This is a genomic window from Clostridium fessum, assembly GCF_027698965.1.
Classification (GTDB): Bacteria; Bacillota; Clostridia; order Lachnospirales; family Lachnospiraceae; genus Otoolea; species Otoolea fessa.
Genome location: NZ_JAQEQF010000002.1, coordinates 123,937 through 150,872, shown reverse-complemented (window position 1 = coordinate 150,872; position 26,936 = coordinate 123,937). Strand labels below are relative to the sequence as shown.

General features: G+C 46.3%; 28 protein-coding genes. 11 read left to right on the top strand and 17 right to left on the bottom strand.

Annotated features, from left to right (window positions below; translation table 11 throughout):
• Positions 1–490: 490 nt before the first annotated feature.
• From PG862_RS03390 to PG862_RS03340, 11 genes are all read left to right on the top strand, one after another.
• Entirely contained in the window at positions 491–1,069 is a 579-nt protein-coding gene (locus tag PG862_RS03390; RefSeq protein WP_270706490.1) for a HEAT repeat domain-containing protein, read from the top strand.
• Entirely contained in the window at positions 1,066–2,469 is a 1,404-nt protein-coding gene (locus PG862_RS03385) for a glycosyltransferase family 2 protein (protein ID WP_270706489.1), read from the top strand. The genes PG862_RS03390 and PG862_RS03385 overlap by 4 nt, the downstream gene beginning before the upstream one ends.
• Positions 2,470–3,001: 532 nt before the next feature.
• A complete protein-coding gene (locus PG862_RS03375; RefSeq protein WP_106999878.1) occupies positions 3,002–3,802 on the top strand; it encodes a PfkB family carbohydrate kinase in 801 nt (266 codons plus the stop codon).
• A 33-nt stretch (positions 3,803–3,835) separates the two neighbouring features.
• Complete coding sequence (locus PG862_RS03370) at positions 3,836–4,702, top strand: amidohydrolase family protein (RefSeq protein WP_106999877.1); 867 nt, start codon at positions 3,836–3,838, stop codon at positions 4,700–4,702.
• Entirely contained in the window at positions 4,692–5,123 is a 432-nt protein-coding gene (locus PG862_RS03365; protein WP_106999876.1) for a secondary thiamine-phosphate synthase enzyme YjbQ, read from the top strand. Before PG862_RS03370 ends, PG862_RS03365 begins: the two co-directional genes overlap by 11 nt.
• A 591-nt stretch (positions 5,124–5,714) precedes the next feature.
• Entirely contained in the window at positions 5,715–6,449 is a 735-nt protein-coding gene (locus tag PG862_RS03360; protein ID WP_270487070.1) for a hypothetical protein, read from the top strand.
• A gap of 327 nt (positions 6,450–6,776) precedes the next feature.
• The gene (locus PG862_RS03355; RefSeq protein WP_106999873.1) at positions 6,777–7,148 is read left to right on the top strand and encodes a DUF2500 domain-containing protein; all 372 of its coding nucleotides are present in this window, start codon (positions 6,777–6,779) and stop codon (positions 7,146–7,148) included.
• Positions 7,149–7,237: 89 nt separating this feature from the next.
• On the top strand, positions 7,238–7,657 hold the full coding sequence (locus tag PG862_RS14420) for a zinc-ribbon domain-containing protein (RefSeq protein WP_227589513.1): 420 nt from the start codon (positions 7,238–7,240) through the stop codon (positions 7,655–7,657).
• 39 nt (positions 7,658–7,696) lie between these two features.
• Positions 7,697–7,960: an Ada metal-binding domain-containing protein gene (locus tag PG862_RS03350; protein ID WP_270706488.1), complete on the top strand. Its 264-nt coding sequence runs from the start codon at positions 7,697–7,699 to the stop codon at positions 7,958–7,960.
• Between the two features lie 172 nt (positions 7,961–8,132).
• Positions 8,133–8,423: a DUF4491 family protein gene (locus tag PG862_RS03345; RefSeq protein WP_333718261.1), complete on the top strand. Its 291-nt coding sequence runs from the start codon at positions 8,133–8,135 to the stop codon at positions 8,421–8,423.
• 277 nt (positions 8,424–8,700) lie between these two features.
• Positions 8,701–9,042: a helix-turn-helix domain-containing protein gene (locus PG862_RS03340; protein WP_270706486.1), complete on the top strand. Its 342-nt coding sequence runs from the start codon at positions 8,701–8,703 to the stop codon at positions 9,040–9,042.
• A gap of 289 nt (positions 9,043–9,331) precedes the next feature.
• Here PG862_RS03340 and PG862_RS03335 read toward each other — a convergent pair whose 3' ends face one another.
• From PG862_RS03335 to PG862_RS03255, 17 genes are all read right to left on the bottom strand, one after another.
• Positions 9,332–10,387: a tyrosine-type recombinase/integrase gene (locus PG862_RS03335; RefSeq protein WP_022358642.1), complete on the bottom strand. Its 1,056-nt coding sequence runs from the start codon at positions 10,385–10,387 to the stop codon at positions 9,332–9,334.
• Between the two features lies 1 nt (position 10,388).
• On the bottom strand, positions 10,389–11,228 hold the full coding sequence (locus PG862_RS03330) for a tRNA lysidine(34) synthetase (RefSeq protein WP_118672835.1): 840 nt from the start codon (positions 11,226–11,228) through the stop codon (positions 10,389–10,391).
• Between the two features lie 274 nt (positions 11,229–11,502).
• The gene (locus PG862_RS03325; protein WP_270706484.1) at positions 11,503–13,365 is read right to left on the bottom strand and encodes an NlpC/P60 family protein; all 1,863 of its coding nucleotides are present in this window, start codon (positions 13,363–13,365) and stop codon (positions 11,503–11,505) included.
• Between the two features lie 144 nt (positions 13,366–13,509).
• The gene (locus tag PG862_RS03320) at positions 13,510–14,157 is read right to left on the bottom strand and encodes a cytidylate kinase-like family protein (RefSeq protein WP_022358645.1); all 648 of its coding nucleotides are present in this window, start codon (positions 14,155–14,157) and stop codon (positions 13,510–13,512) included.
• 161 nt (positions 14,158–14,318) lie between these two features.
• Positions 14,319–15,239, bottom strand: a complete 921-nt coding sequence (locus PG862_RS03315; protein WP_408639991.1) for an RluA family pseudouridine synthase — start codon at positions 15,237–15,239, stop codon at positions 14,319–14,321.
• Positions 15,239–15,763: a signal peptidase II gene (lspA, locus tag PG862_RS03310; RefSeq protein WP_117795372.1), complete on the bottom strand. Its 525-nt coding sequence runs from the start codon at positions 15,761–15,763 to the stop codon at positions 15,239–15,241. Before lspA ends, PG862_RS03315 begins: the two co-directional genes overlap by 1 nt.
• A 22-nt stretch (positions 15,764–15,785) precedes the next feature.
• Positions 15,786–16,895: a 3-dehydroquinate synthase gene (gene aroB / locus PG862_RS03305; RefSeq protein WP_270706480.1), complete on the bottom strand. Its 1,110-nt coding sequence runs from the start codon at positions 16,893–16,895 to the stop codon at positions 15,786–15,788.
• Between the two features lie 21 nt (positions 16,896–16,916).
• The gene (locus PG862_RS03300; protein WP_270706478.1) at positions 16,917–17,675 is read right to left on the bottom strand and encodes a YlmH family RNA-binding protein; all 759 of its coding nucleotides are present in this window, start codon (positions 17,673–17,675) and stop codon (positions 16,917–16,919) included.
• 149 nt (positions 17,676–17,824) lie between these two features.
• A complete protein-coding gene (locus PG862_RS03295; protein WP_118672831.1) occupies positions 17,825–18,334 on the bottom strand; it encodes a cell division protein SepF in 510 nt (169 codons plus the stop codon).
• Between the two features lie 4 nt (positions 18,335–18,338).
• A complete protein-coding gene (locus tag PG862_RS03290) occupies positions 18,339–19,037 on the bottom strand; it encodes a YggS family pyridoxal phosphate-dependent enzyme (RefSeq protein ID WP_118293703.1) in 699 nt (232 codons plus the stop codon).
• A 41-nt stretch (positions 19,038–19,078) separates the two neighbouring features.
• Positions 19,079–20,482 (bottom strand): HlyD family efflux transporter periplasmic adaptor subunit, encoded by a 1,404-nt coding sequence (locus PG862_RS03285; RefSeq protein WP_270706475.1) that lies wholly within the window; start codon positions 20,480–20,482, stop codon positions 19,079–19,081.
• Between the two features lie 189 nt (positions 20,483–20,671).
• Positions 20,672–21,235 carry a helix-turn-helix domain-containing protein gene (locus PG862_RS03280; RefSeq protein ID WP_117795366.1) on the bottom strand — a complete coding sequence of 188 codons (564 nt, stop codon included), beginning with the start codon at positions 21,233–21,235 and terminating at the stop codon, positions 20,672–20,674.
• A 45-nt stretch (positions 21,236–21,280) separates the two neighbouring features.
• On the bottom strand, positions 21,281–22,462 hold the full coding sequence (locus PG862_RS03275; RefSeq protein WP_270706474.1) for a MalY/PatB family protein: 1,182 nt from the start codon (positions 22,460–22,462) through the stop codon (positions 21,281–21,283).
• Between the two features lie 332 nt (positions 22,463–22,794).
• The gene (locus tag PG862_RS03270; RefSeq protein ID WP_118472332.1) at positions 22,795–23,769 is read right to left on the bottom strand and encodes an ABC transporter ATP-binding protein; all 975 of its coding nucleotides are present in this window, start codon (positions 23,767–23,769) and stop codon (positions 22,795–22,797) included.
• Positions 23,753–24,844 carry an ABC transporter ATP-binding protein gene (locus tag PG862_RS03265; RefSeq protein ID WP_118522577.1) on the bottom strand — a complete coding sequence of 364 codons (1,092 nt, stop codon included), beginning with the start codon at positions 24,842–24,844 and terminating at the stop codon, positions 23,753–23,755. Before PG862_RS03265 ends, PG862_RS03270 begins: the two co-directional genes overlap by 17 nt.
• Before the next feature lie 13 nt (positions 24,845–24,857).
• Positions 24,858–25,868 carry an ABC transporter permease gene (locus PG862_RS03260; RefSeq protein WP_243032140.1) on the bottom strand — a complete coding sequence of 337 codons (1,011 nt, stop codon included), beginning with the start codon at positions 25,866–25,868 and terminating at the stop codon, positions 24,858–24,860.
• Positions 25,869–25,876: 8 nt separating this feature from the next.
• Positions 25,877–26,797: an ABC transporter permease gene (locus PG862_RS03255; RefSeq protein ID WP_117795360.1), complete on the bottom strand. Its 921-nt coding sequence runs from the start codon at positions 26,795–26,797 to the stop codon at positions 25,877–25,879.
• Between the last annotated feature and the right edge of the window lie 139 nt (positions 26,798–26,936).

Here is a 26,936-nt window from a genome sequence, read left to right as displayed (position 1 = left end):
TTTTTATTTTATTGTCTGTGTGGGGATTATTCTGTTTAACTGCTTTATAGAGATAATTTCAAGATATCGTTCCTGTGTTCTGAAAAGGAGGGAACAACGATATTGCGAAGAATACAGACAGCTGTTTTTAGATAATATAACGGAAAATAAAAAGCAGGAAAAAAGGCTGGTTAAAGAGCTTCAGTCAACCAGTAGACTTCTGACGTTCAGTGAAGCATTATATAAAGTTGAAAACAGTATGCCGGAACAATTCCAGCAGGGAATCGCATCTGTAAGTCGGCTGATGGAAGAACTGATACCGGTTTATAAAAGAAAATCGGATATGGAAAAGGCCTGCTTGGCTTATGTATTTGCCATATTTCATATGACGAAATTCCAGGCTAAGGAAATTGTTTTCCCATTTCTTTTTGAACTGCTTGGAAATAAGAGTCTCTATTGCAGAGAGAATGCTTTGCGGGCGTTATACAGTTCAGAAGATATACACGCAGTTATGCAGGCATTGGAATTCCTTAATGCAAATGAGCAGCTGCTTCCGCATAAAAAAATACTTGCAGATGGACTTCTTTCCTTCGATAAAAAAGAAGAACTGATACCACTCCTTTGGAAAAAATTGAGTGAATTTCATCCAAGGATGCAGGTAAACCTGTTGGATTATATTCGATATGCATCGTCAAACTGGAAGGATGAAATGCTGTCTATGTTGGAAACAAGCCAGGATATGGAAATTCAGATCGCATGTGTCCGCTATTTTGGCCGATATCAGGATGAAAGAAGTGTTTCTTTTTTGCTTCATCACGCTGAAGAAGAAAAGGAAGGGTTCTGGGAATTGCAGAATGCCTGTATTTCCGCTCTTGCTGTGTATCCCGGACCGCAGACACTGGAAATTTTGAAAAAAGAGCTTTCCAGTAAAAACTGGTATGTCCGTCATAATGCTGCAAAAAGCCTTGCAGTTCTGAATACAGATAGGGACGCATTAGCTGATATTTTACAGGGAAATGACCGCTATGCAAAAGAAATGTTAGAGTACCAGTTGGATGCAGCAAAAGCACAAAGGAGGGCGGGTTTATGACCGATGCATTTCGTTTTTTTCTGGAATGTGTCAATCTGTTTTTTATTATATATCTGATTGGATATTCCAGCTTTTTGTTTTTGTCGGTTGTAGCAGGAGCAATTGAACTGTACAAATCATACCGCCTTGAACAGCTGCACAATAAACTGTGGCAAAGCTATTACATACCGGTTTCCATTCTTGTTCCGGCTTATAACGAAGAGGTCACGGTGAAGGACACAGTTACTTCACTTCTCAACCTGGATTATAAACTATATGAAATTATAGTGATAGATGATGGTTCTAAAGACAAAACATCTCAGATCCTGATTGATGCATTTCATATGGAGCGAGTGGCGAGCCCGATCCGTCATCTAATCCAATGTCAGCCTGAGGAAGATGTTTATGAATGCCCGAACCAGAAAGTACCCATTACTTTGATCCGCAAGAAGAACGGCGGAAAAGCAGACAGCTTAAATGCCGGAATCAATGCAGCCAGGTATCCTTGGTTTATCTGCATGGATGCGGACTCTATTTTACAGCATGATTCGCTGGAGAAAATCGTTCGTCCGGTTCTGGAGGACGAAAATGTAATAGCCGTTGGTGGAAGTGTCCGTCCAGCCAATGGTGTTGTCATAAAAAAAGGTCATGTGATAAAATATAGGCTGCCTAGAAATATAATAGCAAGAATGCAATCCCTGGAATATGACCGTTCTTTTCTGGCAGCACGTATCCTGTTGGATAAAATCAATGCAAACATGATCATATCCGGAGCTTTTGGATTATTTGAGAAAAAAACAGTGATTGCCGTAGGCGGATATGACAGCAGTACAATGGGCGAGGATATGGAACTGGTAGTCAGACTTCATGAATTCAGCCGCATGAATCGTAAGCCATATAAGATTGATTTTGCACAGGATGCCATCTGCTGGTCGCAAACACCGGAAAAATTAAGTGAATTGGGCAAGCAGCGGAAAAGATGGCAGAGAGGATTGTTCCAGTGTATGTGGGGACACCGTAAAATGCTGGCAAACCCACGGTACGGAGCTGTAGGACTTTTATCCTATATTTATTTTCTGTTTTACGAATTATTGTCACCATTTATTGAACTTTTTGGTATACTTACAATGGTTTTATCTGTGATGATGGATATGCTGAATGTAAAGTTTATGCTGGCATTTCTTGCCTGCTATGCCCTGTATGGTATTTTACTCACATTAACTGCATATTTTTCAAGAATCTATACCATTGACCAGAGGCTTTCTTTTCGAGAACTGATCCTTGCTATTGTTGCTTGTTTTTTTGAAACAACTTTTCTCCGCTTTTATCTGGCATTTGTCCGTGTGACTGCATTTGTGGGATACAAGAAGAACAAACTGAACTGGGGTAAACTGGAAAGAAAGAAAATGAACGGAATATAATTTTATTACTATGTCAATTTAGATTGATCGAAACGACGGGAGGAATTGCGTCCTATGTCACATTATTTAAATAATCCATGTTACATAAAGAAGAACAGAAAAAGAGAAGAAGAATAATAATAGAGGAATAAAAGAAGAGAAAAAGGAATGATGCAGACATGTTGAGCGCAGGCTCAATGTGGCTGCATTTTTTTCTTGTTTTTTTATAAAATCCTATTGACAAAATGATCCAGAAGCACTAATATGATATCATAACATTATATAATGATATATAATCAATCGATTGAAGAGGAATTCGACTAAAGAAGCTGAGGAAATGAAGGTAATAGGGATTGGGGACAATGTATGTGATAAGTACATCCATTTAAAAACCATGTTTCCTGTGGGGCAGGCGCTGAATTTTGCAGCGTATGCCGGAATGCTTGGAGCAGATGCTGCATATTATTTTAATCCGTTTGAATATGATAAGAAAAATGTACGGAATTTAAAAATATATATGCAGTGACGAAGATAAACAGAGGGAGGAGCAGTTATGCGGTTTGCAGCGGTAGGATTCACCTGTATTGATGTATACAAAAACTTAAATATCAGTTACCCGACAGGCAATGGAATCGATCTGATGTTTAATCTGATGGATTTGGTTCCCGAGCTTGTGCCGTCCGTGGTGACGGCGATTGGAGATGATGCCTATGGACAGTCTATGCTGGAAGCGTGTCAGAAAAGGAAGGTAGATACCGGACATGTTACCATTGTTCCCGGGGGACAGACGGCAGTGATAGAGATGCTGTTAAATGGCAGAGACCGGGTGCATCACAGGGCGGAAAAAGGAGTCATGATTCCATATCAGCCAACGGGAGAGGATATGGATTTTATCCGGACACAGGATTACATTCATACCGATCTTTCGTGGAATGTGACAGGATTGCTGAAGGACATGAGAAGCAAGGGAACGAAGATCTATTTTGATTTTTCTAAGCGGTATCGGCATGAGGATGTTCCGACCATTCTAAAAAATATCAATTATGGTATTTTTTCATTTGAAGAGGAGACCGAGGAGGTAAGAGAGCTTTTGCGGATGGGCTGTTCCATGGGAGCCGAGGTGCTGCTTGCCACATTTGGGGAAGGAGGCTCTCTGGCTTTTGACGGAACAGAGTTTTATCGACAGCCGTGCATACCGGCACCGAAGCTGGTGAATACCGTAGGCGCGGGAGATTCCTATGGCGCCGGCTTTATGAGCGGAATTCTTCGGGGCAGGAGCATACCGGAATGTATGCTTTCCGGCGCGAAAAAGGCTGCTGAGATTGTCAGTATATTTGAACCTTATCATGTGTAAAGGAAGCTTTGGAGAGAAAGGAGTTGTCGTTTCGTGATTATTGATGTACATGTACACCCGGTGTTATTTGGGCCGATCTGTACAGATTCGGACAGGGTGAATTTCAGAAAGAAGGCGTTTGGCCTGTACAAATCATCTCCTGTGCCCATGGAGCAGGTCATGGCCGTGATGGATCATGCCGGAGTGGATCGGGCGGTAATTCTTGCGGAAGATTATTCTGCATCGATGGGACAGCCGATTGTGTCAAACGAAGAAGTAAAGAGGATCGTAGAATTGTTTCCGGAACGCTTTATCGGCTTTGCCAGTGTCGATCCGCGAGAGGAATGTGCGGCAGAAAAACTGAAAGACGCGTTTGAAAAGCTGAATTTGATGGGTCTGAAGCTGAATTTATCCCATTTAAATATGTATCCGGATGACAGACGGTTAAAACCGTTATTAGATCTGTGCACAAAGTATGACAAGTCGGTGCTGTTTCACAGCGGCTTCAGCTGGGAACCGGATTCCCCGTCAAAATATACACGTCCGATTTTGTTTGAAGATATCGCCGTGGAATATCCGACGCTTCGGTTCTGCCTGTCGCATCTGGGATGGCCCTGGGTGGATGAGCTGTGCATGCTGTTGTTAAAGTATCCCAATGTTTATACAGATACGGCGACGGTATTTATGGACAGCCCCAAAAACTATTATGAACAGATTTTCTTGAAAAATATGGCTCCGGGATGGCTGCAGAATAATCTGATGGATAAGGTGATGTATGGATCCAACCTCCCCAGATTTCGCCAGGTCAGAACAAAGGACGGTCTGGAAAAACTGAATCTTCGTCCGGATGTGCTGAAAAAAATCCTGGGAGAGAATGCGGAAGTGTTTCTGGGAATGAAAGGAAGAGGCTATGATTATTAAATCTTATACGCATGAAATTGCCAGCAGACAGGAATTTGAAATGGTAAAAATCACAGATCAGGTGCAAAAGGACGTGGCTGCCAGCGGAATCACAGCAGGAGTTGTTTTTGTCATATCCATGCACACGACTACGGCGATTATGATAAATGAAAGCCTTCCCTGTGTGGAAAAGGACATTGAACTGACGCTGGAACGGTTGATACCAACAGACGGAGATTACGTGCATACCCATATGCTCCCAAGCTATGGAACCTGCAGCGGAAATGCCCCGGGACATTTGAAGTCAATGCTTTGCGGAAATCATTGTGTGCTTCCGGTAATAGATGGAAAAACAGCGGGCGGAAGTGCTCAGGATATTTATTTTGTGGAGTTCGATGGACTGAAGATAAGAAAATATACGGTTCAGATCATGGGAGAATAACCTGATTTTTCCTGTAACAGAGAATAGCGCCTTGCTTTGCCAAAGTGAGGCGCTATTCTTCTGTATCGAATTCGATGCCAGTGTGTGCACACGATTATAAGTGCTCACCAAAGCAACGGATTCTTTATCAAAAACGAAACATGGATGCTTGTACTTTCTGTAAAGGTTTGCGAAGAAAGGAACGGCATTATATTTGACTAAGAGAAGGTCACTTTACATCACGCAAAATGAGTAAAGTGACCTTTTTATGCAGGAGAAGATTAAACGGATGCCGGTTACAGAAGCAAGCCGAATGGCAGTGTACTAAAATTTGGTGGATGTAATTGAAGAAAAAATATGATATAATGTGAGTAACAAGTCGGAATTTGCCTGGCTGTATCCGTCTATCCATGAGAATGACCTGATGATCCAGATGTATGGAACGGAAGTCTATCATACAGTACGCCTTCTGAATGATTATTCGGAATATGGAGGATGATAAAGATTTTTACAGCAAGAATTCCGAAGATGTGCGCGAAACGAATGTTCGTCGGCGGTGTCTGAATGTAAGTCAAATGTCTGTGGGACTTAAAAAAGGAGGGAAATGTGCGTATGAGCTTGAGTACTAAAAGTAGAAGGAAAGCAGGTCTGCTGATACTTGCCGTGACAGGCCTTTTAGCTGTAACGCCTATGCTGTCTGGCTGCGGCGGTAGCGGGAGAGAGGAAGCATTGAAGCAGGCTGTTTATGTAGGAACCGGCGGATATGATCCGGCCAATGATGGAAAAATCGTCATTGTCTGCGGGAAACTGGAACTTCTGGAACCTGCTTATGATGAGGATCTGGGCATCACCATTGAGGCACCTCATGTGATGCGTTCCGGCCAGAAACTGAAAAAGAAGGAATTGAATCAGGCCATGACCGGCAATAACATGGAATGGAATTCTAATTTCCAATATGGTGATTTTATCGGAAAAGCAGATGTGGGCGAGTTCCATCTGGGCGAGGATTTCTTGCAGAACATGATGGTGAGATATGACCCTGACTTGGATGAGAAGATGCTTGAAGAGGCTGGATATGCGATTGTAAGGGATTTTAAGGGTAATACCAGAGAGGAGGATAAAAACGCAAGGCCTTATGTGGGAACTGCCAGAATGGGCCGGGGTGTCTATGAAGAAGGGGACGTCCGGTATGATTATACGGTTCCGGGACCAAAGCCGGGAGAAATGGTGACCATCATAGGCATTCAGAATCAGGATACTATCAATTATGTAGAGGGAACCTATGAAAATATGTTGAGTGGAGAGCTGGATAAGGACACGGCGATCCGTAAAACAACACATCCTTAAGATTGTTCGTATTTGAGTGAAAGTGAATGTCCGTGAAGCTTCAGTTTTCCGATGCCAAAAGGTTAAAACAGAATATCACGGAGACGATAGCATGAATAAACTATACGATTTATTAAAATATATTATCTATGCGAGTTTCTACATGATTATGATTAAAACGGGTATGGATTTCTATGGGTATAAGCGCTTTCCGAAACTATACGAATCGTATTCTGCACCGTGGTATACAGAAGCATTACTGTATATCGCTGCCTCGCTTTTCGTGATTGTCGTATGTTTTGTGCTCAGAGTAATCATTGGACGAAAGATGAAGAAGAGGTGAGCTATATGTTTATGCTGTTTGAGTTTATGTTTCCGATTATCTTCGTAATGGTTTTTGGCATGATCATCTTCCAGTTTGTGACAGGAATCGGAACATGGCATAAAAACAATCAGTCACCGCGTTTGTCGGTGAGTGCAACCATCGTCGCAAAGCGTGAAAATATCACACATCATAGCCATGCAAATGCGGGTGACCTGTCTGGAACTCATGGCTACCATTCGACTTCAAGTACCAGCTACTATGTCACGTTTCAGGTAGAGAGCGGTGACCGGATGGAACTGTCGGTTTCTGGCAGAGAATATGGAATGCTGGCGGAAGGCGACATTGGGAAACTTACGTTTCAGGGAACGAGATATCTGTCATTTGAGCGCGTGTGATTCTGGAGGTGATAGTGTGAAAGGAAGTAGACGAGGAGGTGATTTTAAGAAAAAGTTTATGTCAATTCAAGTTAACGAATCCAGAATTAATGTCGCGATGGTCTTCTAATAATGAAGAACCAATGTCACATTATTTAAATAATTCATGTTACCGAGCACTCTGGAAATGCCCTGATTGTGGTGGCGAATATATAAGTTCTATTCGAGATATGGCAACGGGAAACGTGGATTGTGTGTATTGTTCAATGAAAGAAGTTCTTCCGGGTGTTAATTCCTTTGCCGTATTGCATCCGGATTTAATGAATGAGTGGAACCATTTGGATAACTATTTGTTATGTGATCCTGATCAGATTTTGGATAATTGCATAACACCTGTTTGTTGGACATGCCCAGTGTGTGCACACGATTATAAGTGCTCACCAAAGCAACGGATTCTTTATCAAAAACGAAACATGGATGCTTGTACTTTCTGTAAAGGTTTGCGAAGAAAGGAACGGCATTATATTTGACTAAGAGAAGGTCACTTTACATCCCTCAAAATGGGTAAAGTGACCTTTAACATCAATTATGCGACGGGGGACAGCTCGGCTTCTGGAACAAACAAGACGGCAGAAACAGAGCAGGCCACACAGGCAGCTTCTCAGCAGACCAACACGGAATCCTATATCCTCAATACCAATACAAAGAAATTTCATCGGCCGTCCTGTTCATCGGTCAAACAGATGAAGGAGAGCAATAAAAAATCCTCATCAGAGAGTAGGGATGCGCTGATTGCTGCAGGTTATGATCCGTGTAAAAAATGCAATCCGTAAAAATGTGTCAGATATTTAAAAAATATGGAAGAGGAAGGTTGTAGTTCTATATTGCAATACTTCTTCTTTGCGCATATTGGATATGCTGTTGAGGGCGACTGTTGCACGCAGAAGATAAGTTGCGCCGGTCTGCGATAATGTGCTGTTTGTATAAGGAAAAGGACAAGGAGTTATGATGAATTTTAGTGGGATATTGATTGGTGTGCTTACCTTTTTTCTGATTGGATTGTTCCATCCTATTGTTATATATGCGGAGTATTACTTTGGAAGCCGCTGTTGGCCGGTATTTTTGCTGGTGGGCATTTTGTGTATGATTCTATCCGTAAGAATGCAGGAAATACTTTGGTCAGTTTCCCTGGGTGTTTTGGGCGTCAGTTGCTTTTGGAGCATTAAGGAACTGAAAGAACAGGAAAAAAGAGTGGCAAAAGGATGGTTCCCGAAGCGGAAGGTGAATAAGCACTAAAGAAGAAAGCGGGGAGATGAGAAGATGGCGGTATGGAGATTACAGGTGAATACTGGAGGAGCGAACGTTGCGGATTATTGCTTGCAAAACCATGTTGCAGCACTTTGGGCTGGCAAGGTACTTGCTATGGAGCGTTTACGAAATGAGAGATAGAGCGTATGGAAATAATCTATACGTTGTCAACGCACCATAGCGTTTACTATACGTTCTATTTTTTTCCTTTTTAAGAAAAGTGATTAAAAAACTATTGACAATTTGTTACTGGGAGAGATAGAGTGTGCGTTTTGATGAACTTTTTGAAATGAGAAAACTGGCAGGAATAAAATTAAAGGACTACATCAGTGGCAATGGATTCTCTAAGGTATCGTTCTGCAAAAAGACAGAAATTTCTCGACCTACTTTAGATAAAATTTTAAATGGCGAGATAGATAGTAAAAGCTCATTCGATAAGCATTTGAATAAAATTTTTACCAGTTTGGGCATTGGCCCGGATACTTTGATGGAATTTTCAACGAAAACGCAAAGCGTAGATGCGATGTACTCGCAAAAGGCTCTGATAAATTATCAAATGAATGATAAGGCAAAGATGGAGTATATGATCTGTTGCAGGATATTTTAAACCTTTGCAGTGTTTATTATTAGAGGCAGAAGGCTATGAGTGAACAAACTACAGCAGCCAACTTAGACGAAGTTATTGAGACACAGATGAAGCAGAGTGAGAGTGCTTGAACTAGGAAAACCGATGGCATAGACTATAAGCAGTCGAGGTCATCGGTTTTTACTTGGCAAATATGAATTTTGAACTTTATTTTAGCAAAATACTATTTTCACTTTACACGGAAATAAAGTACGAAATTAGCCTTTTTTACCTAAAAAATTTTTTTTACTTTTTCTGAATTTCTTACTTTTTACTCTTTTTCTCTCAGCTGCACCTTATTCCTTGCGCTTCGCCGCCGTTCATCCTCCAGCGCCGCATAATGCTTCTTCGTCGTATTGACATCACTGTGTCCCAAAACATCCGCGACGAGGTAAATATCGCCGGTTTCACGGTACAGATTCGTGCCGTAGGTGCTACGGAGTTTATGTGGCGTGATCTTTTTTAGCGGTGTGACGAGCTGTGCGTATTTTTTGACCATTTTTTCCACGCTGCGTACGTTAATGCGCTTACGCTGCATGGAGAGGAAGAGTGCTTCTTCGCTGCCTTCCTCTGGGACAATATGTTCACGCTCGCTGAGATAGTCCTGAAGCGCATATTCTACCTCAGCACCAAAATATACGATGACTTCCTTTCCGCCTTTTCGATGAATCCTAAGACCACCGTTTCGGAAATCAACATCGTTGATATTCAGTCCGACACATTCTGATACACGAAGCCCCGTACCAAGCAGAAGCGTCATCATCGCCAGATCTCGCAGCTTGGTCTTTGCATGGTAGGCTTTCTGTTTTTCGGTCAGACATTCGCCATCCTCAACCTCATCCAGGAAACGCGCCACCTCGTCAACATCGAGGCGTATAATTTCTTTTTCATGAATCTTGGGAAGCTGCAGAAGAGAAGCGGGATTATTCTGAATCCGCTCGGTCCGGTAAAAATAGTTGTAAAAGCTTTTGACCGTCGATACTTTCCGCATGATACCCCGCTCTGTATTCATCAGATCCTCACGTTTTTCGGTCGAATAACATTTCAGATACTCCATATATTCTTCCAGATCCATCAATTTGATTTCATCCAGAAGAGAGAGCGGCAAATCGCGCAGCTTCTTTGATTTAAGCTCTGGATTTGCTTGTTTCAGGAAATCAAAAAATGTCTTTAAATCATAGGCATACGCAAGCCGGGTGCGCGCTGATGTACGAGGTTCAATGCCGCGGAAGAAATCGGTACAGAACGGTGGCAGCTCTTTCAGAATGCCTCGGATTCGTTTTGTGTTTTCGATGTCTTCCTGTTCGTGGTAGGAGAGTGCAGCCATATCACAATTCCTCCTTTGGTGATGATGAAAGGTCCGAATGTATCAAATTTTTCAGGTGTCGATCGGTCCGTTCCGGCCATCCGGGATTGTTTCCATCAATAATCGCATGGAAAAAGCGATCTTTTACCCCCGGTGAATCATGGTTGAGTTTCTTTGTTAATTGCTTCACATACTCGCGTTTTGTTTTTCCATCTACCGGACATGGATTTTTACAGACTGGAAGATGGTATTTGTTTTTAAATCCGATCACATCGGCTTCCTGGACATACATCAGCGGGCGGATCAGAGTCAATCCCGTTTTGTCCAGATGGGTTTTCGGCGAGAAGGAATAGAAACGTCCCTCATAAATCAGGGATAAAAGCATGGTTTCGATCAGGTCGTCGCGGTGATGTGCATAGGCGATTTTATTACAGCCAAGTTTCAGTGCCGCTTCATTTAAAGCGCCTTTTCGCATCTTGGCACAGAGCGCACATGGATTGGATTCCTGACGGGTTTCAAAGAGAATCTTGCCGATTTCCGTCGGGACGACCGTGTAGGGCACGTTTAATTCATCACAAAGCTCCTGAACCGGTTTTAAATCAAATGCAGCCGCATCCGATGAAAGCGTCGGCGACAACCGGTTCGAAACCTCCGGAGAAAGTGCCTGAAAGCCCAGATCAACTGTAATAGCACAAAGTTCAAATGGTTCCGGGTAAAACCGGCGAAGCCCCTGTAAAGCATATAAAAGTGTCAGGCTGTCTTTACCGCCAGAAATACCGATAGCTATTTTATCGCCGGATTGAATCAGACGATAGTCATCAACCGCCTGGCGGGTTAAACTTAGAAGACGTTGAAGTTTCATGAGAACATCCTTTCAAATATAACGAATGAATAGTTTAGCAAATAGATTAAGTGCATACACATATTTATATTTCAAACTATTCGATAAAGTAGGCTTTCACGAATAGTTTTGTCCATCTTCCTATCATACCATGTTTCCCTTTATTTGTAAATAAATCATTTTACGAATTATTCAATATCGTATTTCAGCATAAAAACAAACCTAAACACAAAATGAATGGATGCCGCCTTTGCCATTTACCAGCAAAAAAACAAAGGTAACATCCATCCAACTCTTAATCCAAAAACGCCCGGTAATACGGCCAGACCGCATGAACCTTTCCGACCGTTACATTGCTTGCACTGCCGGATTCATGTACGCCCAGTATGGTTCCGTCTGCGTTCCAGCCTAAAAACATTACAACGTGCGAATCACCGCCAAGCTGGACAAGCAAGTCGCCCGGCTGAAGCTCTGCGCTGTTGATCGCCCGTCCTGTCCGCACAATCTCGTAGGTGCTGGCGGCACCCATTCTATTGCCAAGCGCGGTCCAGTATACCCAGTTGACCCATCCAGAACAGTCAAGCCCTGACAAAATCCGTCCCTTGTAATCCGGGCTTGTCACGCTGGCAAAATGATTGCCGGAAAGTCCTGCTGTACTCGGTTTTCCTCCATAATAATATGGAATCTTGCCAACGGAATTGAGCGCGCATGTGATAACGGCACGCCGCTCCGGTGATAAATCCTCTGGAAGTAAATCCAGATAAGACGCAATTTCTGCCGGTGTCAGCGGATTCCCGAGTGCAAACTCTGAACTGGCAAGCCCGTACATTCCCTGCCAATCCTGAGCAGCGAGTGTCTGGGCGGCTGTCTGTTTTTCTTCCGTCCAACCCTGCCAGTTCCCGACAGCCTGATTTCCCGTTCCATCGAGTGCAAACAGATTATGCTTCTCTTTCAGACCGGTTGTCTTAACGGTAATAGTCAGATCAACATGTCCCGGGCAATATTTTCCGTTTTCATTTAATGTAACTGCCGCAGCGCTCTCCGCACTGAACGTCGCCTCTGACGGGGACGCAGCCGCTTTTGATTCGGCTGCCTGCTCCTGTGTGGAAGCCCCCGGTCCCTGTGCCGGTTTGACATAATTATTTGCTATGGATGCCGCCTCGCTCTCCGCTAACGGCTCCTCTGCCGCTGTCTGACTGTCTCCTTCTCCTGCGCCCTGGGCATCTAAAACCTCCGAGGATGCCTCTCCTGCTGCACTGCCGCTCTCCACATCGTCATCTGCTGTTCCCTCTGTCTCCGGCTCGTCCGGCAGTTCTGTACAGCCCTCACAGTAATACACATTGCTAATGCTCACGTGGTACTGGTGGGAACTGGTCCAGAGCTGATTGATATAGGTATTGAACAGGTCTGTATTTTTCCAGTCCAGGCTATATGTATATACATTTGCCATGGACAAAATATCGGTCGCATTGGATGCGAGGGACGTCGGCTTTCCGTCTCCGTCGCATATTTGGAAACGGATATTTTTCCAAGTTGGAACTACCCAGCTCGCCGGGTCCTGCGCGTTATGCTCTGGATTGGAGGGATCATAGCTGCCGAGTACCTGTGCAGCTGGCAGCCCCATTTTCTGGGAAGCCGTAAGCGGTGTCGTCTGGATCCACCCGTAGATCTCCGATATCCACTGTGCATCCCGCGTTCCAAGCGCTTCGTACATCTTCGCGCCCCAGGTATCTTCTGTCCCCATACTCCGGAATCGTTTTGCAAGTTTATACCATGGAAGAGACTCAAATGCCGCCAATGGATCAGACAGATCAACAGCGCTCTCTTCCGTCCGGAGCGCCATCAGGTTATACTCCGTTTCCGACGGAATATATTCTTCCGAGTCTGCTCCCAGACCATTTAAAAATCGGGATGCCATGTGAATCGGGTGTACCATTTTCTTCATCAGACGGTCGCAGAAGGATTCGTCTGTATCATTTTGTGTCTCCTGGTCTAAAATCCCATCTGCAATCACAACTTTATCAGCAGGCACACCGACTGATAAATCCACCTCCGGGCGCACTGCTTCGGCAATCCCGCACAATAAAATACCCGATGCCGCCATGAGCGCCGTTCGGATTATATAAGAATGTCTTTCTTTCATCATCATTTTCTTCATGTATCTACATTCAAAATCTTAAGTAACTATTTTGTTTTTATACCCCAACGCAATCTCATCTTCAAAGCATCCAGGCGCAAAAAACCGGTGCGTCCTTTCTGATTCTTCACCAGAAATTCAAACACACCGGTTTTAATTATACTTTTATGCGTTCTCGTTTATCTTAAGAAATTCTTGTTTCTTTTTGGCGAATTCCTTAATAATTTCTACGGCACCGTCGATGCCTACGACACTGCTGTTGATGCAGAGGTTATAGCTCTTGGAGCTGCCCCAGCGTTTGCTGGAATAATAGTTATAATAACCAGAACGCTGCTTATCGGTCTTGATCATCACATCTTTTGCCTTATCGCGGGTAATATTGTGACGTTTCATCAATTCCTGAATCTTCACTTCCTCATCTGCACAGATGAAAACAGACACTACGTTCGGATAATCTGCCAGCGCATAGTCCGCACACCGTCCTACAATGACACAGGATTCTTCATCTGCCAGTTTCTTGATCGTGTCAAACTGTGCCAGGAAAATCTTGTGGTTGATCGGCATATCCATATAAGCCGATGTATTATAACCCATCGAATAGGTGTCCATTACCAGTGAATATAAGAAGCTGTTGGTTGGTTTCTCATCATGCGTCTTAAAAAGCTCTTCACAGAGACCGCTGTTCTTCGCTGCCAGTGCAAGAAGCTCTTTATCATAGCACTTGATTCCCAATGATTCCGCCAGTTTTCGTCCAATCGCTCTTCCGGAGCTGCCGCATTCGCGACCGATTGTAATTACTAAATTTTTTTTCATGTCTCCCTCAACTCCTTTCAAGTTCTGCCTTTATTATAACACAAGCTATCTGAAAAGTCATCATTTTTTCGGAATAAAAGGTATTTCTTAGCGACACAGAAATAAACTATCTGAAAAGAATGTGTATACGAATTAGAACGATCTTACTATTCACGTTACTTTTACTTTCCAGCTTTTTTCCGCAGCTTCTCCAGCAGTTCTTCAAAATACGCTGGCAGCGGCGCAGAAAACTCCACATACTCCCCAGTCCGCGGATGGATAAAGCCTAAGACTCCCGCATGCAGGGTCTGCCCTTCCAGTGAAAATGGCTGCCGCACCGGACCGTACACCTCATCGCCCAGAAGCGGATGACCGATGCTTGCCATATGGACGCGGATCTGGTGTGTGCGTCCCGTCTCCAGGCGGCACTCGATAAATGTATACGCCCCGAAGCGTTCCAGTACGCGGTAATGCGTGATCGCATCGCGCCCCTGTTTGGAGTGGATGCTCATTTTCTTGCGATCCGTCGGATGACGCCCGATCGGTGCATGGACAGTGCCCTCATCCTCGCGCAGATTGCCAAATACGATGGCATAATACACGCGGGTGATCGAATGCACCTTGAGCTGTTCTGCAAGTGAATTGTGGGCGAAATCATTCTTGCACACCACCAGCACACCGGTCGTGTTCATATCGATCCGATGGACGATCCCAGGGCGCATGACTCCGTTGATGCCGGAGAGCTGATCCTTGCAATGGTACATCAGCGCATTGACCAGAGTCCCCGTATAATGCCCTGCCGCCGGATGGACAACCATCCCCTTCGGCTTATTGACTAAAATTACATCCGAATCTTCATACAAAATGTCCAACGGGATATTTTCCGCCTCGATCGCCGCCTCCTGCGGTTTTGGAACTTCAAAGGCGATCGTTTCCCCACCATTTACCTTGAAACTGCTTTTAACCGCTTTTCCGTCTGCTGTAACGCTGCTCTCTTTCAGAAGTTTCTGCAAAAAGGAACGGGACAGATCCGGGCAGGCGTCCGCCAGAAATTTATCGATGCGGGTTCCAGCCGCCTCTTCTGGAACCAGATATTCCTGCATCATCGCCCCGACTCCTTTTTCGCACCTTTAAAAGAAAGAAATTCCAGTTCCTCATCCGAATAGAAGAAGAAAAACAGAAGGATCAGCGAGAAAGTCGCGATCACCACATAGCAGTCTGCCACATTAAAAATCGGGAAATCAATCAGCTTAAAATACAGGAAATCCACCACATATTTCTGCGTCAGACGATCGATCATATTGCCAACTGCGCCTGATACGAGCAGAAACAAGCTGCACATCAGCGGCAGATACCGTCTCCCTGCCGGCATCCGGTAAACCGCCCACAACACCGCCAGAATGACTGCCGCTGCAATCAGGAAGAAGAATCCCTGCCGTCCCTGCAGCATTCCAAAAGCAGCGCCACGGTTTTCAGAATAATAAAATTCAAACACACCTTTAATGAGCACAAATGGCTTCTGCCCTTTCAGATGGACAACTGCCAGATGTTTTGTAAACTGATCCAGTCCGATGCTGACTCCCAGCCCGATAAAAAAGATAAAGAACTGTCGTAATTTCGTGTTCATGCACCTGATTCCTTTCCTGCTATTATACCAGCACCTGATCGAGTGCCTGTTTCATCTCGTCCTCGGTTACCGTGCGATCCACGTAGGCGTCGCCGATGGAATGAATAAGAATAAATTTGATGATGCCGCAATCCATCTTCTTGTCGTTCTTGGACGCTGCCACAATCGCATCTTTTTCAAGCCCGGATACCTGCGTACCGATATGGAATTCTCCCAGTGCTTCTTTGAAGCGGTTTGTTTCCTCCGGTTTGATCATGCCGCGGTTTTCCGACAGTTTCATCGCTGCCAGCGCGCCGAGTGCCACGCATTCACCGTGCAGAAGTTCAAAGTTTTTCAGCTTCTCGATCGCGTGTCCCAGCGTATGACCAAAGTTTAAAAGCATACGGTCGCCTTTTTCGGTCGGATCCTTCTCTACCACAGCACGCTTGATCTCATTGCTCCAGGTCACTGTCTTGCGGAGTGCCTCCGGCTTTCTCGCCCAGATATCTGCCGCATTTTCAAGCAGCCACTCATAATATGCCGCATCCTTGATCAGACCATGTTTGATAACCTCTCCCATACCAGCGGAAAACTGGTTGTCCGGAAGCGTCTGAAGCGTATTGATATTGGTAAATACCAGCTTCGGCATATGAAACGCGCCAACCATATTTTTGTACGCGTCAAAATCAACGCCCGTCTTGCCGCCAATGCTGCTGTCCACCTGGGAAAGAAGCGTCGTCGGAATCTGCATGAAGGCAACGCCGCGCAGATAGGTCGCCGCCGCGAATCCGCAGAGATCGCCCACAACTCCGCCGCCGAGTGCTGCCAGCATATCGTTGCGGTCAAAATGGTTCAAAATCAGGGTTTCATATAAATCCCGGACGGTGTCGAGGTTTTTGTGCTCCTCTCCCGCCGGAAATACAAACGAAATTACCGTCTTGCAGCACGGCGCCAGGAGTTCTTTTACCTCATTCAGATATAATTTTTCTACATTCGAATCCGTCACGATGCAGAGACGGCGGTTTGAAATGGAGAGTTTTTCGATTTCACCCGGAAGTGCCGAAAAATCTTCGGTCATCACAATATCATAGATCGGCTTCTCGTCCAGGTGAACGGTTACGCGATTCATTTTCTCATTCTTTACTTCTGTCATTTGTTTTCAGTCCTTTCTTTTTTACACATATTTATCCGCATAAACATACAGACGTCCCTTTTTCGACAATCCCCCGCTCCCGGCAAAGCGGAATTTTCCCATGCCGCGCACAGATACAATCTCGCCCTCTTTAAGCTGCACCGCCGGGGAAGTCACCTGTTTCCCGTCAATAAACACCTTTTCGCCCTCAATGAGCGGCAGTATCTTCGTGCGGGAGGATGAAAATACCATCGCGATCACACTGTCAAGACGCGGTGATGCAACGCTTCCACTCACGCGCTCCATCTTCGGTGTGATCGTCTCCGTCGCGTCCGCTCTGCGGCAGATCACGGAGGTGTGGCGCACCATCGTGAGTTCCTGGCAGAGATAATCCGCCATCTTTTCCTGGCAGAAGACGCAGCAGCCATTTTCCTTCATCAGAATATCCCCGATGCAGCTGCGCTCAATCCCCAGGTTCATGAGCGCCCCGAGATAATCCCGGTGCGTCAGCGCCTCACTGTAGCGCAGGTTTGCCGGAATGACCTCCAACACGGCGATCGGAAGTCCAAACTCCTCATCGTCATACGAAGCCAGAAAACAAAGAAGTTTGCGCTCTGCGCCCTCAAAGCCACCCGTCAGGCAAGTCCGCACCGGCGGCAGCGTCTTCTCGATCGAGTGAAAGATCGTTTGTTCATTTAACGACAAAAAGCCGGTACTTGTCTGTATATCGCGCTGATAACAGAGTCCGGCCAGTTCTATCATTCTCTTTTTTAAAAGCTGTTCTTCTTTTTCCTGCAGCATCGCGTGTTTCTACTCCTGTTCGAAAGTGCTTATATAAAGTGTGCTCCTGCCCGAAAAGCCTGTATACAATCAGAAATCACACAAATTTCCGATTGTATAATAAATACTCCCAGGTTCAGATATATAGCGAACCTGGGAGTATATCAGTATCAGAAGTGGAGATTCATCCCGGAAACATTCACGGAACCGTCTGCTAAGAGTTCGGGAAAGTCGCCGGACAGCTCAACCGATGACGGTGTCGCAATAAAAATGTAATTGGAAATCTTCTGGAGATTTCCATCCATCGAATAGGTCGCGCCACAGGTAAAATCAATGATACGCTGTGCAACCTCCATGTGGATTCCTTCCATATTTAAAACAACAGCTTTTCCAGCCAGCAGGTAATCGCAAATCTCTCTCGTATCCTCCATGGAAGTAGGTTTGATCAGAGATACTTCCATGCTGCGGCGCATCTGCACTACCTTGTTGTTAGAGGAACGTGGCAGAAAACGCGGCTTAGATTCCTCCTCGTGGCGGTAATCATCCACCTCTTCGTCCCTCTTGCCGAAAGAACGCTTCTTAATCACCGGTTTTTCTTCTTCGTAATCTTCCTCATCGAAGTAATCGTCATCATTCTCTGTGAGACGCATTGTATCCATTAATTTGTTCAGAATACTCATAACCCTATTTCTCTCCTATCTTTGCCCTGGTTCCAAAAATGCCCGTACCGACTCTTACCATAGTTGCACCTTCTTCAATCGCTGTCTGATAGTCTCCGGTCATTCCCATCGAAAGGACATTCATAGTAACATTATCAATGTTTTTCCGTTTCATGTCAACATATAATTCATATAATTTTTTAAAAACACCACGATTTTCTTCTGAATTCTCTACAAATGGTGCAATCGTCATAAGTCCCTGTATGTGGACATGCGGGTACTTTGCAATTTCGCGTGCCGCTTTCTCGACTTCTTCCGGGGCAAAACCAAATTTGGACTCTTCTCCGGCGACATTGACCTCCAGAAGAATAGAAACGTCCAGATCACGTTTGACCGCTTCTTTTTCGATCTGCTCTGCCAGTCCCACCGTATCGACGGAGTGAATCAGAACTGCCTTGTCAATTACCTGACGGACTTTATTTTTCTGTAAATGTCCAATCATATGCCAGCGGATATCAGATGGCAGCTGCGGTTCCTTCTCCAGAATCTCCTGCACCTTGTTTTCGCCGAAATCTCTGGCGCCGGCATCATATGCCTCTTGAAGCATCGGCACCGGCTTTGTCTTACTGACCGCGATCAGCGTGACATCCTCCACCTTCCGTCCGCTCCGCTCGCAGGCGTTCCGTATATTCTGACGTACTTCTTCTAACTGTTCCTGAACCATATGTGATACACCTTCCTTATCTCTATATTTTGGAAATATCATTACTGATATACGATCTGGCCATCCGATACGGTGCTGGCATCCAACACGATATGGTCATAAACCGATAATCCATATTTGGTTCCTTTTTCTACAATGTAATATTCACCGCTATTTGCAAGTTCTTTCACCTGCTTGAACACCGCGTATCCCTTATTAATATTGTAAGCACCTGTCAGCTTTGCCGTCGGTCCTACCTGGAAGCGCTCGTTTGAATCCGGCTTCACCAGATAATCGCCGCTCTTTAACAGCCCATCGTCGCTCTTCTCGACATAATAATACTCATCAGTCGAGCTGTAAATCTCCGGCGTGACAAATTCAATCGACGCCTTTCCGCCTTCGCCGTAAACTTCTTTATTGAAGCCAGCCTCATCTTCAGTAGCGTTGCCGCCCGTTGTCATATAATCAACTGGAATGGTATAAAATTCCTTCTCCATCACCGATGATACCGGAATTTTAAGTCCCTGCGTTTCCTCGCTGGAGATCTCGAAGTTCATAAAACGCTCGGATTCAAACTGGATCATGTAACGGTCCAGATCCAGGCGTCCATACAGATTGCCATCGGAACCGGTAAACATCGAATAATTCCCCCGGAATTTCATATCACTTCCCAACGGCTCGATCGTCAGTGTATCTTGATCGGCAAACTGCTCTTTATCCTTGTCATCCATCTGAAACACGATACTCCAGTTCTCCGATGTGATGAGCTTGTACACCGGCGTGCCCGCCTCGATCAGTTCCCCAGCTCGTCCCACCTGCCGCGTATATTGACTCCGGTCAAACGAATCCGCCGTCACCTCCTCCGGCGCGACCCCCTCAAAAGAATCGGTCACATAGGAAATAATACCCGGCTGAGGCGCCGATATCTGTTTGTAATTGATACCCTGTGCCTGAAGCTGTGCATCCATATCGCCCAGCGCATTGAAATTCATATACTCTGCAACCGAAGCCTGCAAAGAATATTTGGCGTCGTAAACGCTTTCAAAGCGCTGATCGTTGTAGGATAAACAGAACGAACTGAGTTGTTTCTTCAAATCAGCCAGATTTTCTGCTGACAGGGACATCCCAGAGGACTGATTTTCTTCCAAAAATTTCCCCAGCTCGCCGGTCTCATCTAGCGAATAGACGCGCGATCCAGCGCCTGCCCGCTTTCCCTCGCGCACATAATAGTTGACGTACCCGGTCTGCGGTGCATTTTCCACTGTCTCATCCCGAAACAGGATTCCGTTGTATTCTTTATTATTTACAATACTTCCCTCGACGACCTCATAAAACTGGACGTGATCCCGCCTGAGATATGTATAGACACTGAAAGAAAGATAGACGAAAATCATGGCAAAAATGATCATGCCTACATTGATATTCAATGGCTTTCTGTAGCGTACAATTTTCTTGTTTTTGGCCATGCAGCTCTATCCTCCCTTTTCCCGATGTACTTCCCTGGCAGCTGTTTCTGCAGTTTCACAGTTACCAGACAAAAATCCACGCAAATTTGTCTACGGCCATGGACTTTTGCAATATTCTGTATAGCCCAACGTACAGCCTTTATTATACGAGTGAATTGTCCAAATTTCAAGATCAATTCATCCCGTCAATTATACAGAATCATCCATAATCTGCAGATGCCAGAAGGAGCGGCAGGGAGTATCGCCTGCATTCCGCATCGTGTGATAGAGATTCGGCTTGATATAGATCGAATCGCCCGGTCCTAAGAGATAAACCGTTCCATCCAGATTGACCTCCATCTTGCCTTCCAGAATGACTCCGACCTCCGCGTATGGATGCAGCCCCCAGGACGGCGGTGTATCTTTTGTCTCTGGATCATAGGTTGAAAACTCATAAATACCGCGTTTCTTTCCAAAATCCAGACGGCGGATTTGAAGCTTGTACTCATCATATTCATATAACTGCTGCTCTTCCTGGCGAATCAGGGTTCTCTCCTCGCCGGAAGGACTGAGCAGATCCCGGATCGAAATACCAAGCGCCACGCAGATGCGCTGCAGATTGTTCAGCGTCGGGCTTGCCTGGTTCCGCTCCAGATTGCTCAGATATCCCACTGACAGATCGGTAAACTGGGACAGCTTCTGGATCGTGATAGATTTACTCTTGCGAATCTCCTTGATCCGCTGTCCAATATTCTCCACTTCTTCAAATTCCATGCAATCCCTCCGAACGTTTTATTTTTACGGTTCTGCTATTATTCATTATGCGTTCCGTTTTTTCCATGCCGCCTCGATCTGATCGAGCGCCTGTGCAATCACACTGCGCGAACTGCCCAGATTAAAGCGCATAAATCCAGATCCCTGTTCACCCGAATGCGTGCCCGGATCCAGCCATACCTTCGCTTCATCCGAGAAGAATGCCATCAATTCATCATCCGTCATCCCCAGTTCACGGCAATCCAGCCACGCCAGATACGTTCCCTCCGGTTCTACCAGCTGAATCTGTGGCACACGGTTTTTACAGAAATTGCGCACCAGTGCCAGATTGCCAGCCAGATAGCCGATAAGCTGATCCAGCCATTCCCCGCCTCCTTCATACGCTGCACGGCAGGCGAACAATCCCAGACGGTTCATATTTTCTTGGCCAACATCCAGCAGCTCCGACCGGAATTTACGCCGCATCTCCGGATCCGGGATAAAGAGGTTTGATGTCGCCATGCCAGCCAGATTGAAGGTCTTGCTCGGCGCTGTACACATCATCGAATGAAGGCATGCTTCCTCTGAAATCGACGCATACGGAGTCTGCTCATGCCCCTGCCATACAAAATCGCCATGGATCTCGTCGCTGATCACGTATACATGGTGGCGCAGACAGATGTCAGCCAGTGCGGTCAGCTCTTCCCTCGTCCAGACACGGCCAACCGGATTGTGCGGATTGCATAAAATCATCAGTTTGACATGCTCATCCAGCACCTTCTGCTCCAGATCTTCCAGATCCATCTCATAATGTCCATCTTTTAAAACCAGCGGATTCTCCACCAGCGTCCGCTTATTGCGGAGGATCGCCCGGCTGAATGGATGGTAGACCGGCGGCTGGATCAACACCGCATCACCCTCCTGGGTAAAAGCCCGCACTGCGATCGAGAGTGCAAACACGATACCTGGCGTGCAGGTCATCCACTCCGGCTGCAGAGTCAGATGATGGCGTTTCTGATACCACGCTACCACCGCATCAAAGTACGACTCATCTGCCCGGCTGTAACCGAAAATCCCGTGATCCACTGCCTTTTTCAGCGCTTCAACCACGCTGTCCGGCGATCGGAAATCCATATCCGCCACCCAGAGCGGCAGAATATCATCCGCTTTCCCATTTTCTTTCTTAAAATCATGCTTGATCGACCAAGTATGGGTCCGATCGATCGGTGTGTCAAAATCGTACTGCATAGAAAATCCACCTTTCTGTTATATATCGTTAAAATTTTCCAAATTCAGCCATAATTTCAAAAAAATTCTAACTAATATTTTACACCAGTCGGCGATCAATGTCTACAATTACTCCCTCAATTAGCCAAAAAACTAAGAAGCTGACGAGGACAGGGCGGTCTGGCTTTCAGCTTATCAAATTGTACGCATTTTGAGTACAGATGTCCGAATGAGGCGGATGTAAGTCCGCATCAGGCGAGCATCTGTAGCGAAAGCAAGCGAACAATGATAAGTCTGAGAAGCCAGGCTGTCCTGTCCCCGTCAGCTTCGACGCCTTCACGAATCTATTTAATTTACTTTACCATATGACAAGCCACAAAATGCCCCGGCGTCACTTCCCGGAGTTCCGGCAGCTTCGCCCTGCACTCCTCCGTCGCATACGGACATCTCTCGGCAAAACGGCAGCAGTCCTTCGGGTTGATCGGGCTTGGAATCTCGCCCTTAACCATGATACGCTTCTTCTCACGCACCAGTCTCGGATCCGCAACCGGAATCGAGGACAGAAGCACCTGCGTGTACGGATGCAGCGGATGTGCATACAGCTCTTCGGAATCGGCAAATTCAACCATCGTTCCCAGATACATAACGATGACACGGTCGGAAATGTACTTGACGACGCTCAAGTCATGCGCAATGAAGAGATAGGTCAGTCCCATTTCTTCCTGCAGTTCCTTTAACATATTTAATACCTGCGCCTGGATTGAAACATCCAGTGCGGAGATCGGCTCGTCGCAGATCACAAACTCCGGTTCGACCGCTAATGCCCTGGCAATACCAATTCTCTGCTTCTGACCGCCGGAGAACTCATGCGGGAAACGGGACATATGGTCGCGGTTCAGACCGACGCGCTTCAGGATCGCCTCTACCTTCTGATCCACATCCTTGTCCGTCGCCAGTCCATGCAGTTTCATGCCGGAACCGATGATATCCTTGACCGTCATACGCGGGTTCAGGGAAGAATGCGGATTCTGGAAGATCATCTGCACATTCTTGCGGAATGCTTTTTCCTCTTCACGGGTGTATTTAAAAATATCTTTTCCTTTATAGGTGATCGTGCCTGCTGCCGGCTCATAGAGCTTTACCAGGCACCGTCCCGTCGTGGACTTGCCACATCCGCTCTCACCTACCAGTCCCAACGTTTCCCCTTTATAAATCGTAAAATGCACGTGATCAACTGCTTTCAGCACTTTTCCCCTGCCGACGTTGAAATACTGGCAGAGATCCGTGACCTGGAACAGGGGTGTGCTCCTATCAATTTGTTTTGCCATGGTGTCCCCTCCGTTTCTCTTCCGGCAGAGCCGCAACATTTTCCTCTTCTTCCTGTTTCTGCGCCTCAGTCAGCCCTTTCATGATATCCACCTTCGGCGCATATTCATGCTGCAGCCAGCACGCACAGGTATGTTCGTCTGAAAGCCTGTGAAATTCCGGCTGTTCTTCATAACAGACCTTCATCGCAAACTCACAGCGCGCTGCAAACGGGCATCCTTTCGGCGGTGCGAACAGATCCGGCGGTGTTCCGTCGATGGGCACCAGCTTCTGATTCTTGGAGGTATCCAGCGTAGCGATTGATTTGATAAGACCTGCCGTGTACGGATGTGCCGTCTCATAGAAGATCTCATCAACCGTTCCTTTTTCAGCCACCTTGCCGCCATACATAACAAGCACGCGGTCACACATCTTGGCGATAACTCCGAGATCGTGGGTAATCAGGATAATCGAGGTGTTTATCTTATCGCGCAGTTCCTTCAGAAGATCCAGGATCTGTGCCTCGATCGTTACGTCCAGCGAGGTCGTCGGCTCATCCGCGATGATGATGCTCGGCTTGCCGACCAGCGCGATCGCGATCATGACACGCTGCTTCATACCGCCGGACAACTCATGCGGATACTGTTTATAACGACGCTCCGGCTCATTAATGCCGACCAGACGCAGGATCTCCAGCGCCCGTTCCCTGACTTCTGCCCGGGTCATCCCCTTCCGTCCGACAAAAACCTCCTCGATCTGTTTTCCAACCGTCATGGTCGGGTTTAACGAGGTCATCGGATCCTGAAAGATAAATCCAATCTCCACACCGCGGATTTTCCGCATCTCGCGGTCTGTCTTGGTGATGATCTCCTCGCCCTTATACTTGATCGAACCGCCCTCAAAAAATCCCGGCGGCTCCGGGTTGAGCTTTAAAATGCACTGGGAGGTAACGCTCTTGCCGCATCCGCTCTCGCCTACAATTCCAAGAATCTCGCCTTCGCGTACATTAAAACTGACATCCCGGACGGATTTTACCACGCCGCCGTATGTATGGAACGAGAAGGTCAGATTCTTGATTTCCAATATATTTTTAGCCATTGTCTCCTACCTCCTATTCCGTTCCTCTCAGTCTCGGGTCAAATGCATCCCGCAGACCGTTTCCGAGCTGGTTGAGCGCCAGTACGGTTGTACAGATAAAGAATGCCGGCACGTACAGCATATGCGGCGCTGCCGTCATCATACGGGTTCCCTCTTTTGCCAGAACGCCCCAGCTTGCCTGCGGCGGGGAAATGCCGAGACCGATATAACTCAAGAACGCCTCCTGGAAGATGGCGCTCGGGATTGCCATTGTCAGGTTTGTGATCAGAAGACCCATGATATTCGGGATGATCTCACGCACGATGATTGTGAACGCCGACTCGCCCATGACGCGGGCTGCCAGTACGAAATCCTGCTCTTTCAAGCGGTATACTTCGCCTCTGGTAAAACGGCAGGTTCCCGTCCATCCAACAATAACCATTGCAATGATTAAGCTCTTAACGCCGGAACCTAATACTACCATAACCAAAATACAGACGATCAGGGATGGAATACCATAAATAACATCGATGATACGCATGACAATCATATCAAACTTGCCGCCATAATAGCCGCAGAAACCGCCCAGCACTGTACCAATTACAGTATTTAAAAGGGCTGCCAGAAGACCGATCGTCAAAGAAACACGCGCGCCCATCCAGACACGTACCCAGAGGTCACGCCCCAGAGAGTCGGTTCCCAGCCAATGAGCTGCTGAAATCCCCTTGCTCATCGAGTAGGCATCCTGCTGGTCAAATCCGTAGTGGCTGAACATCGGTGCAAAGATCGCTAACAGTCCATATGCAATCAACAGAATCAGACTGAAATATGCCGCCTTATTTGTCCGGATTCGTCTCCACGCCTCCTGCCAGAAGGTCAGGCTTGGTCGGGAGATCGATTCCATTTTTTCAATATTTTTACCTACCATCTCAAACTTGTCGCGGGTAATCGCGCGTCCATCTGTCAAGTTTTCAGATGTACCCGCTGCTGCGCCGGAATTCTCAGAAGGCAGCACATTTCCATCTTTCATTTTCATCTCACCCATACTGCCACCTACTTTCCACCGATCCGCACTCTCGGATCGATCACGCCATACAGAATATCAACTACCATGTTGCAGAATACCAGGAATGTGCCGTAAAACGCCGTCATGCCAAGGATCAGGGAGTAATCGTTGTTCTGCACACTCTCAACATAATATTTACCCATGCCGGGGATAGCAAACAGGGACTCGATAACAAATGTACCGGTCAGAACGGCTGCTACCGTCGGACCAAGGATTGTGACAACCGGCATGATCGCGTTCCGGATCTGATGCTTCCAGGTCACACGGAACTTCGAAATGCCCTTCGAGCGCGCTGTCTTGATATAATCCTGCTGGACCACCTCCAGCATACTCGCACGCATGATACGCGAGACGGACGCCATCGTGTAGAATCCCAGTCCGATCGACGGCAGGATCGTGTAGGCGAAGCCCTTGTACTGCGCGATCGGGAACAGCCCCCATTTGACTGCAAAGAAATGCTGCAGCAGCGCGCCCATGATAAAATCCGGGACACTTGTACCAAATACAGCTACAATCACAAAGATTAAATCAATTTTATTGCCACGGTTTAATGCAGAAATAATACCAAATACAAGACCAAAGGAAATCGCAAAACATAATGCGCGGATACCAAGGTCTGCCGAATACGGAAATGCACCTGCTAACAGGTCATTGACGGTACGGCTCGGATATTTGGTAGAAAAACCGAAATTTCCATGAATCAGATTATTCAGATATGTCAGATACTGCTGGAGTAAGGGTTTATCGAATCCGTAGTAGGCACTTAAATTGGCCTTTGCGGTTGCTGACATTTTCGGATCATTGAACGGCCCGCCCGGCATCAGCCTTGCCAGGAAAAATACAACGGATACGAGAACAAACACAGTCACAATGGATATTCCCACCCGCTTCAGTATATATTTTTTCATAGGTTCACGCTCCTTTAACTACGGGAACATCCCAAATCCGGTTGTTCCGGCCGCCGGTTACGGCTCATTCATCCGCCAAGCAGCCACCGGATATGTACTGCGCTTCAGAAATCCGGCTGCTCTGCCGGATCCTAAAGCG

Coding starts and splice junctions, on each gene's coding strand:
- PG862_RS03280 (WP_117795366.1), bottom strand. CDS start 21,235: ATGGAATTTGAAGAAGTGGAGAATATTGGACAGCGGATCAAGGAGATT.
- PG862_RS03255 (WP_117795360.1), bottom strand. CDS start 26,797: ATGAAAAAATATATACTGAAGCGGGTGGGAATATCCATTGTGACTGTG.
- PG862_RS03325 (WP_270706484.1), bottom strand. CDS start 13,365: ATGAAGAAAATGATGATGAAAGAAAGACATTCTTATATAATCCGAACG.
- PG862_RS03270 (WP_118472332.1), bottom strand. CDS start 23,769: ATGGCAAAACAAATTGATAGGAGCACACCCCTGTTCCAGGTCACGGAT.
- lspA (WP_117795372.1), bottom strand. CDS start 15,763: ATGAACACGAAATTACGACAGTTCTTTATCTTTTTTATCGGGCTGGGA.
- aroB (WP_270706480.1), bottom strand. CDS start 16,895: ATGACAGAAGTAAAGAATGAGAAAATGAATCGCGTAACCGTTCACCTG.
- PG862_RS03265 (WP_118522577.1), bottom strand. CDS start 24,844: ATGGCTAAAAATATATTGGAAATCAAGAATCTGACCTTCTCGTTCCAT.
- PG862_RS03390 (WP_270706490.1), top strand. CDS start 491: ATGCAGGCATTGGAATTCCTTAATGCAAATGAGCAGCTGCTTCCGCAT.
- PG862_RS03375 (WP_106999878.1), top strand. CDS start 3,002: ATGCGGTTTGCAGCGGTAGGATTCACCTGTATTGATGTATACAAAAAC.
- PG862_RS03355 (WP_106999873.1), top strand. CDS start 6,777: ATGTTTATGCTGTTTGAGTTTATGTTTCCGATTATCTTCGTAATGGTT.
- PG862_RS03335 (WP_022358642.1), bottom strand. CDS start 10,387: ATGGCTGCACTCTCCTACCACGAACAGGAAGACATCGAAAACACAAAA.
- PG862_RS03360 (WP_270487070.1), top strand. CDS start 5,715: ATGAGCTTGAGTACTAAAAGTAGAAGGAAAGCAGGTCTGCTGATACTT.
- PG862_RS03365 (WP_106999876.1), top strand. CDS start 4,692: ATGATTATTAAATCTTATACGCATGAAATTGCCAGCAGACAGGAATTT.
- PG862_RS14420 (WP_227589513.1), top strand. CDS start 7,238: ATGTCGCGATGGTCTTCTAATAATGAAGAACCAATGTCACATTATTTA.
- PG862_RS03385 (WP_270706489.1), top strand. CDS start 1,066: ATGACCGATGCATTTCGTTTTTTTCTGGAATGTGTCAATCTGTTTTTT.
- PG862_RS03300 (WP_270706478.1), bottom strand. CDS start 17,675: ATGCTGCAGGAAAAAGAAGAACAGCTTTTAAAAAAGAGAATGATAGAA.
- PG862_RS03260 (WP_243032140.1), bottom strand. CDS start 25,868: ATGGGTGAGATGAAAATGAAAGATGGAAATGTGCTGCCTTCTGAGAAT.
- PG862_RS03330 (WP_118672835.1), bottom strand. CDS start 11,228: ATGAAACTTCAACGTCTTCTAAGTTTAACCCGCCAGGCGGTTGATGAC.
- PG862_RS03275 (WP_270706474.1), bottom strand. CDS start 22,462: ATGCAGTACGATTTTGACACACCGATCGATCGGACCCATACTTGGTCG.
- PG862_RS03315 (WP_408639991.1), bottom strand. CDS start 15,239: ATGCAGGAATATCTGGTTCCAGAAGAGGCGGCTGGAACCCGCATCGAT.
- PG862_RS03285 (WP_270706475.1), bottom strand. CDS start 20,482: ATGGCCAAAAACAAGAAAATTGTACGCTACAGAAAGCCATTGAATATC.
- PG862_RS03290 (WP_118293703.1), bottom strand. CDS start 19,037: ATGGTTCAGGAACAGTTAGAAGAAGTACGTCAGAATATACGGAACGCC.
- PG862_RS03345 (WP_333718261.1), top strand. CDS start 8,133: ATGATGAATTTTAGTGGGATATTGATTGGTGTGCTTACCTTTTTTCTG.
- PG862_RS03295 (WP_118672831.1), bottom strand. CDS start 18,334: ATGAGTATTCTGAACAAATTAATGGATACAATGCGTCTCACAGAGAAT.
- PG862_RS03320 (WP_022358645.1), bottom strand. CDS start 14,157: ATGAAAAAAAATTTAGTAATTACAATCGGTCGCGAATGCGGCAGCTCC.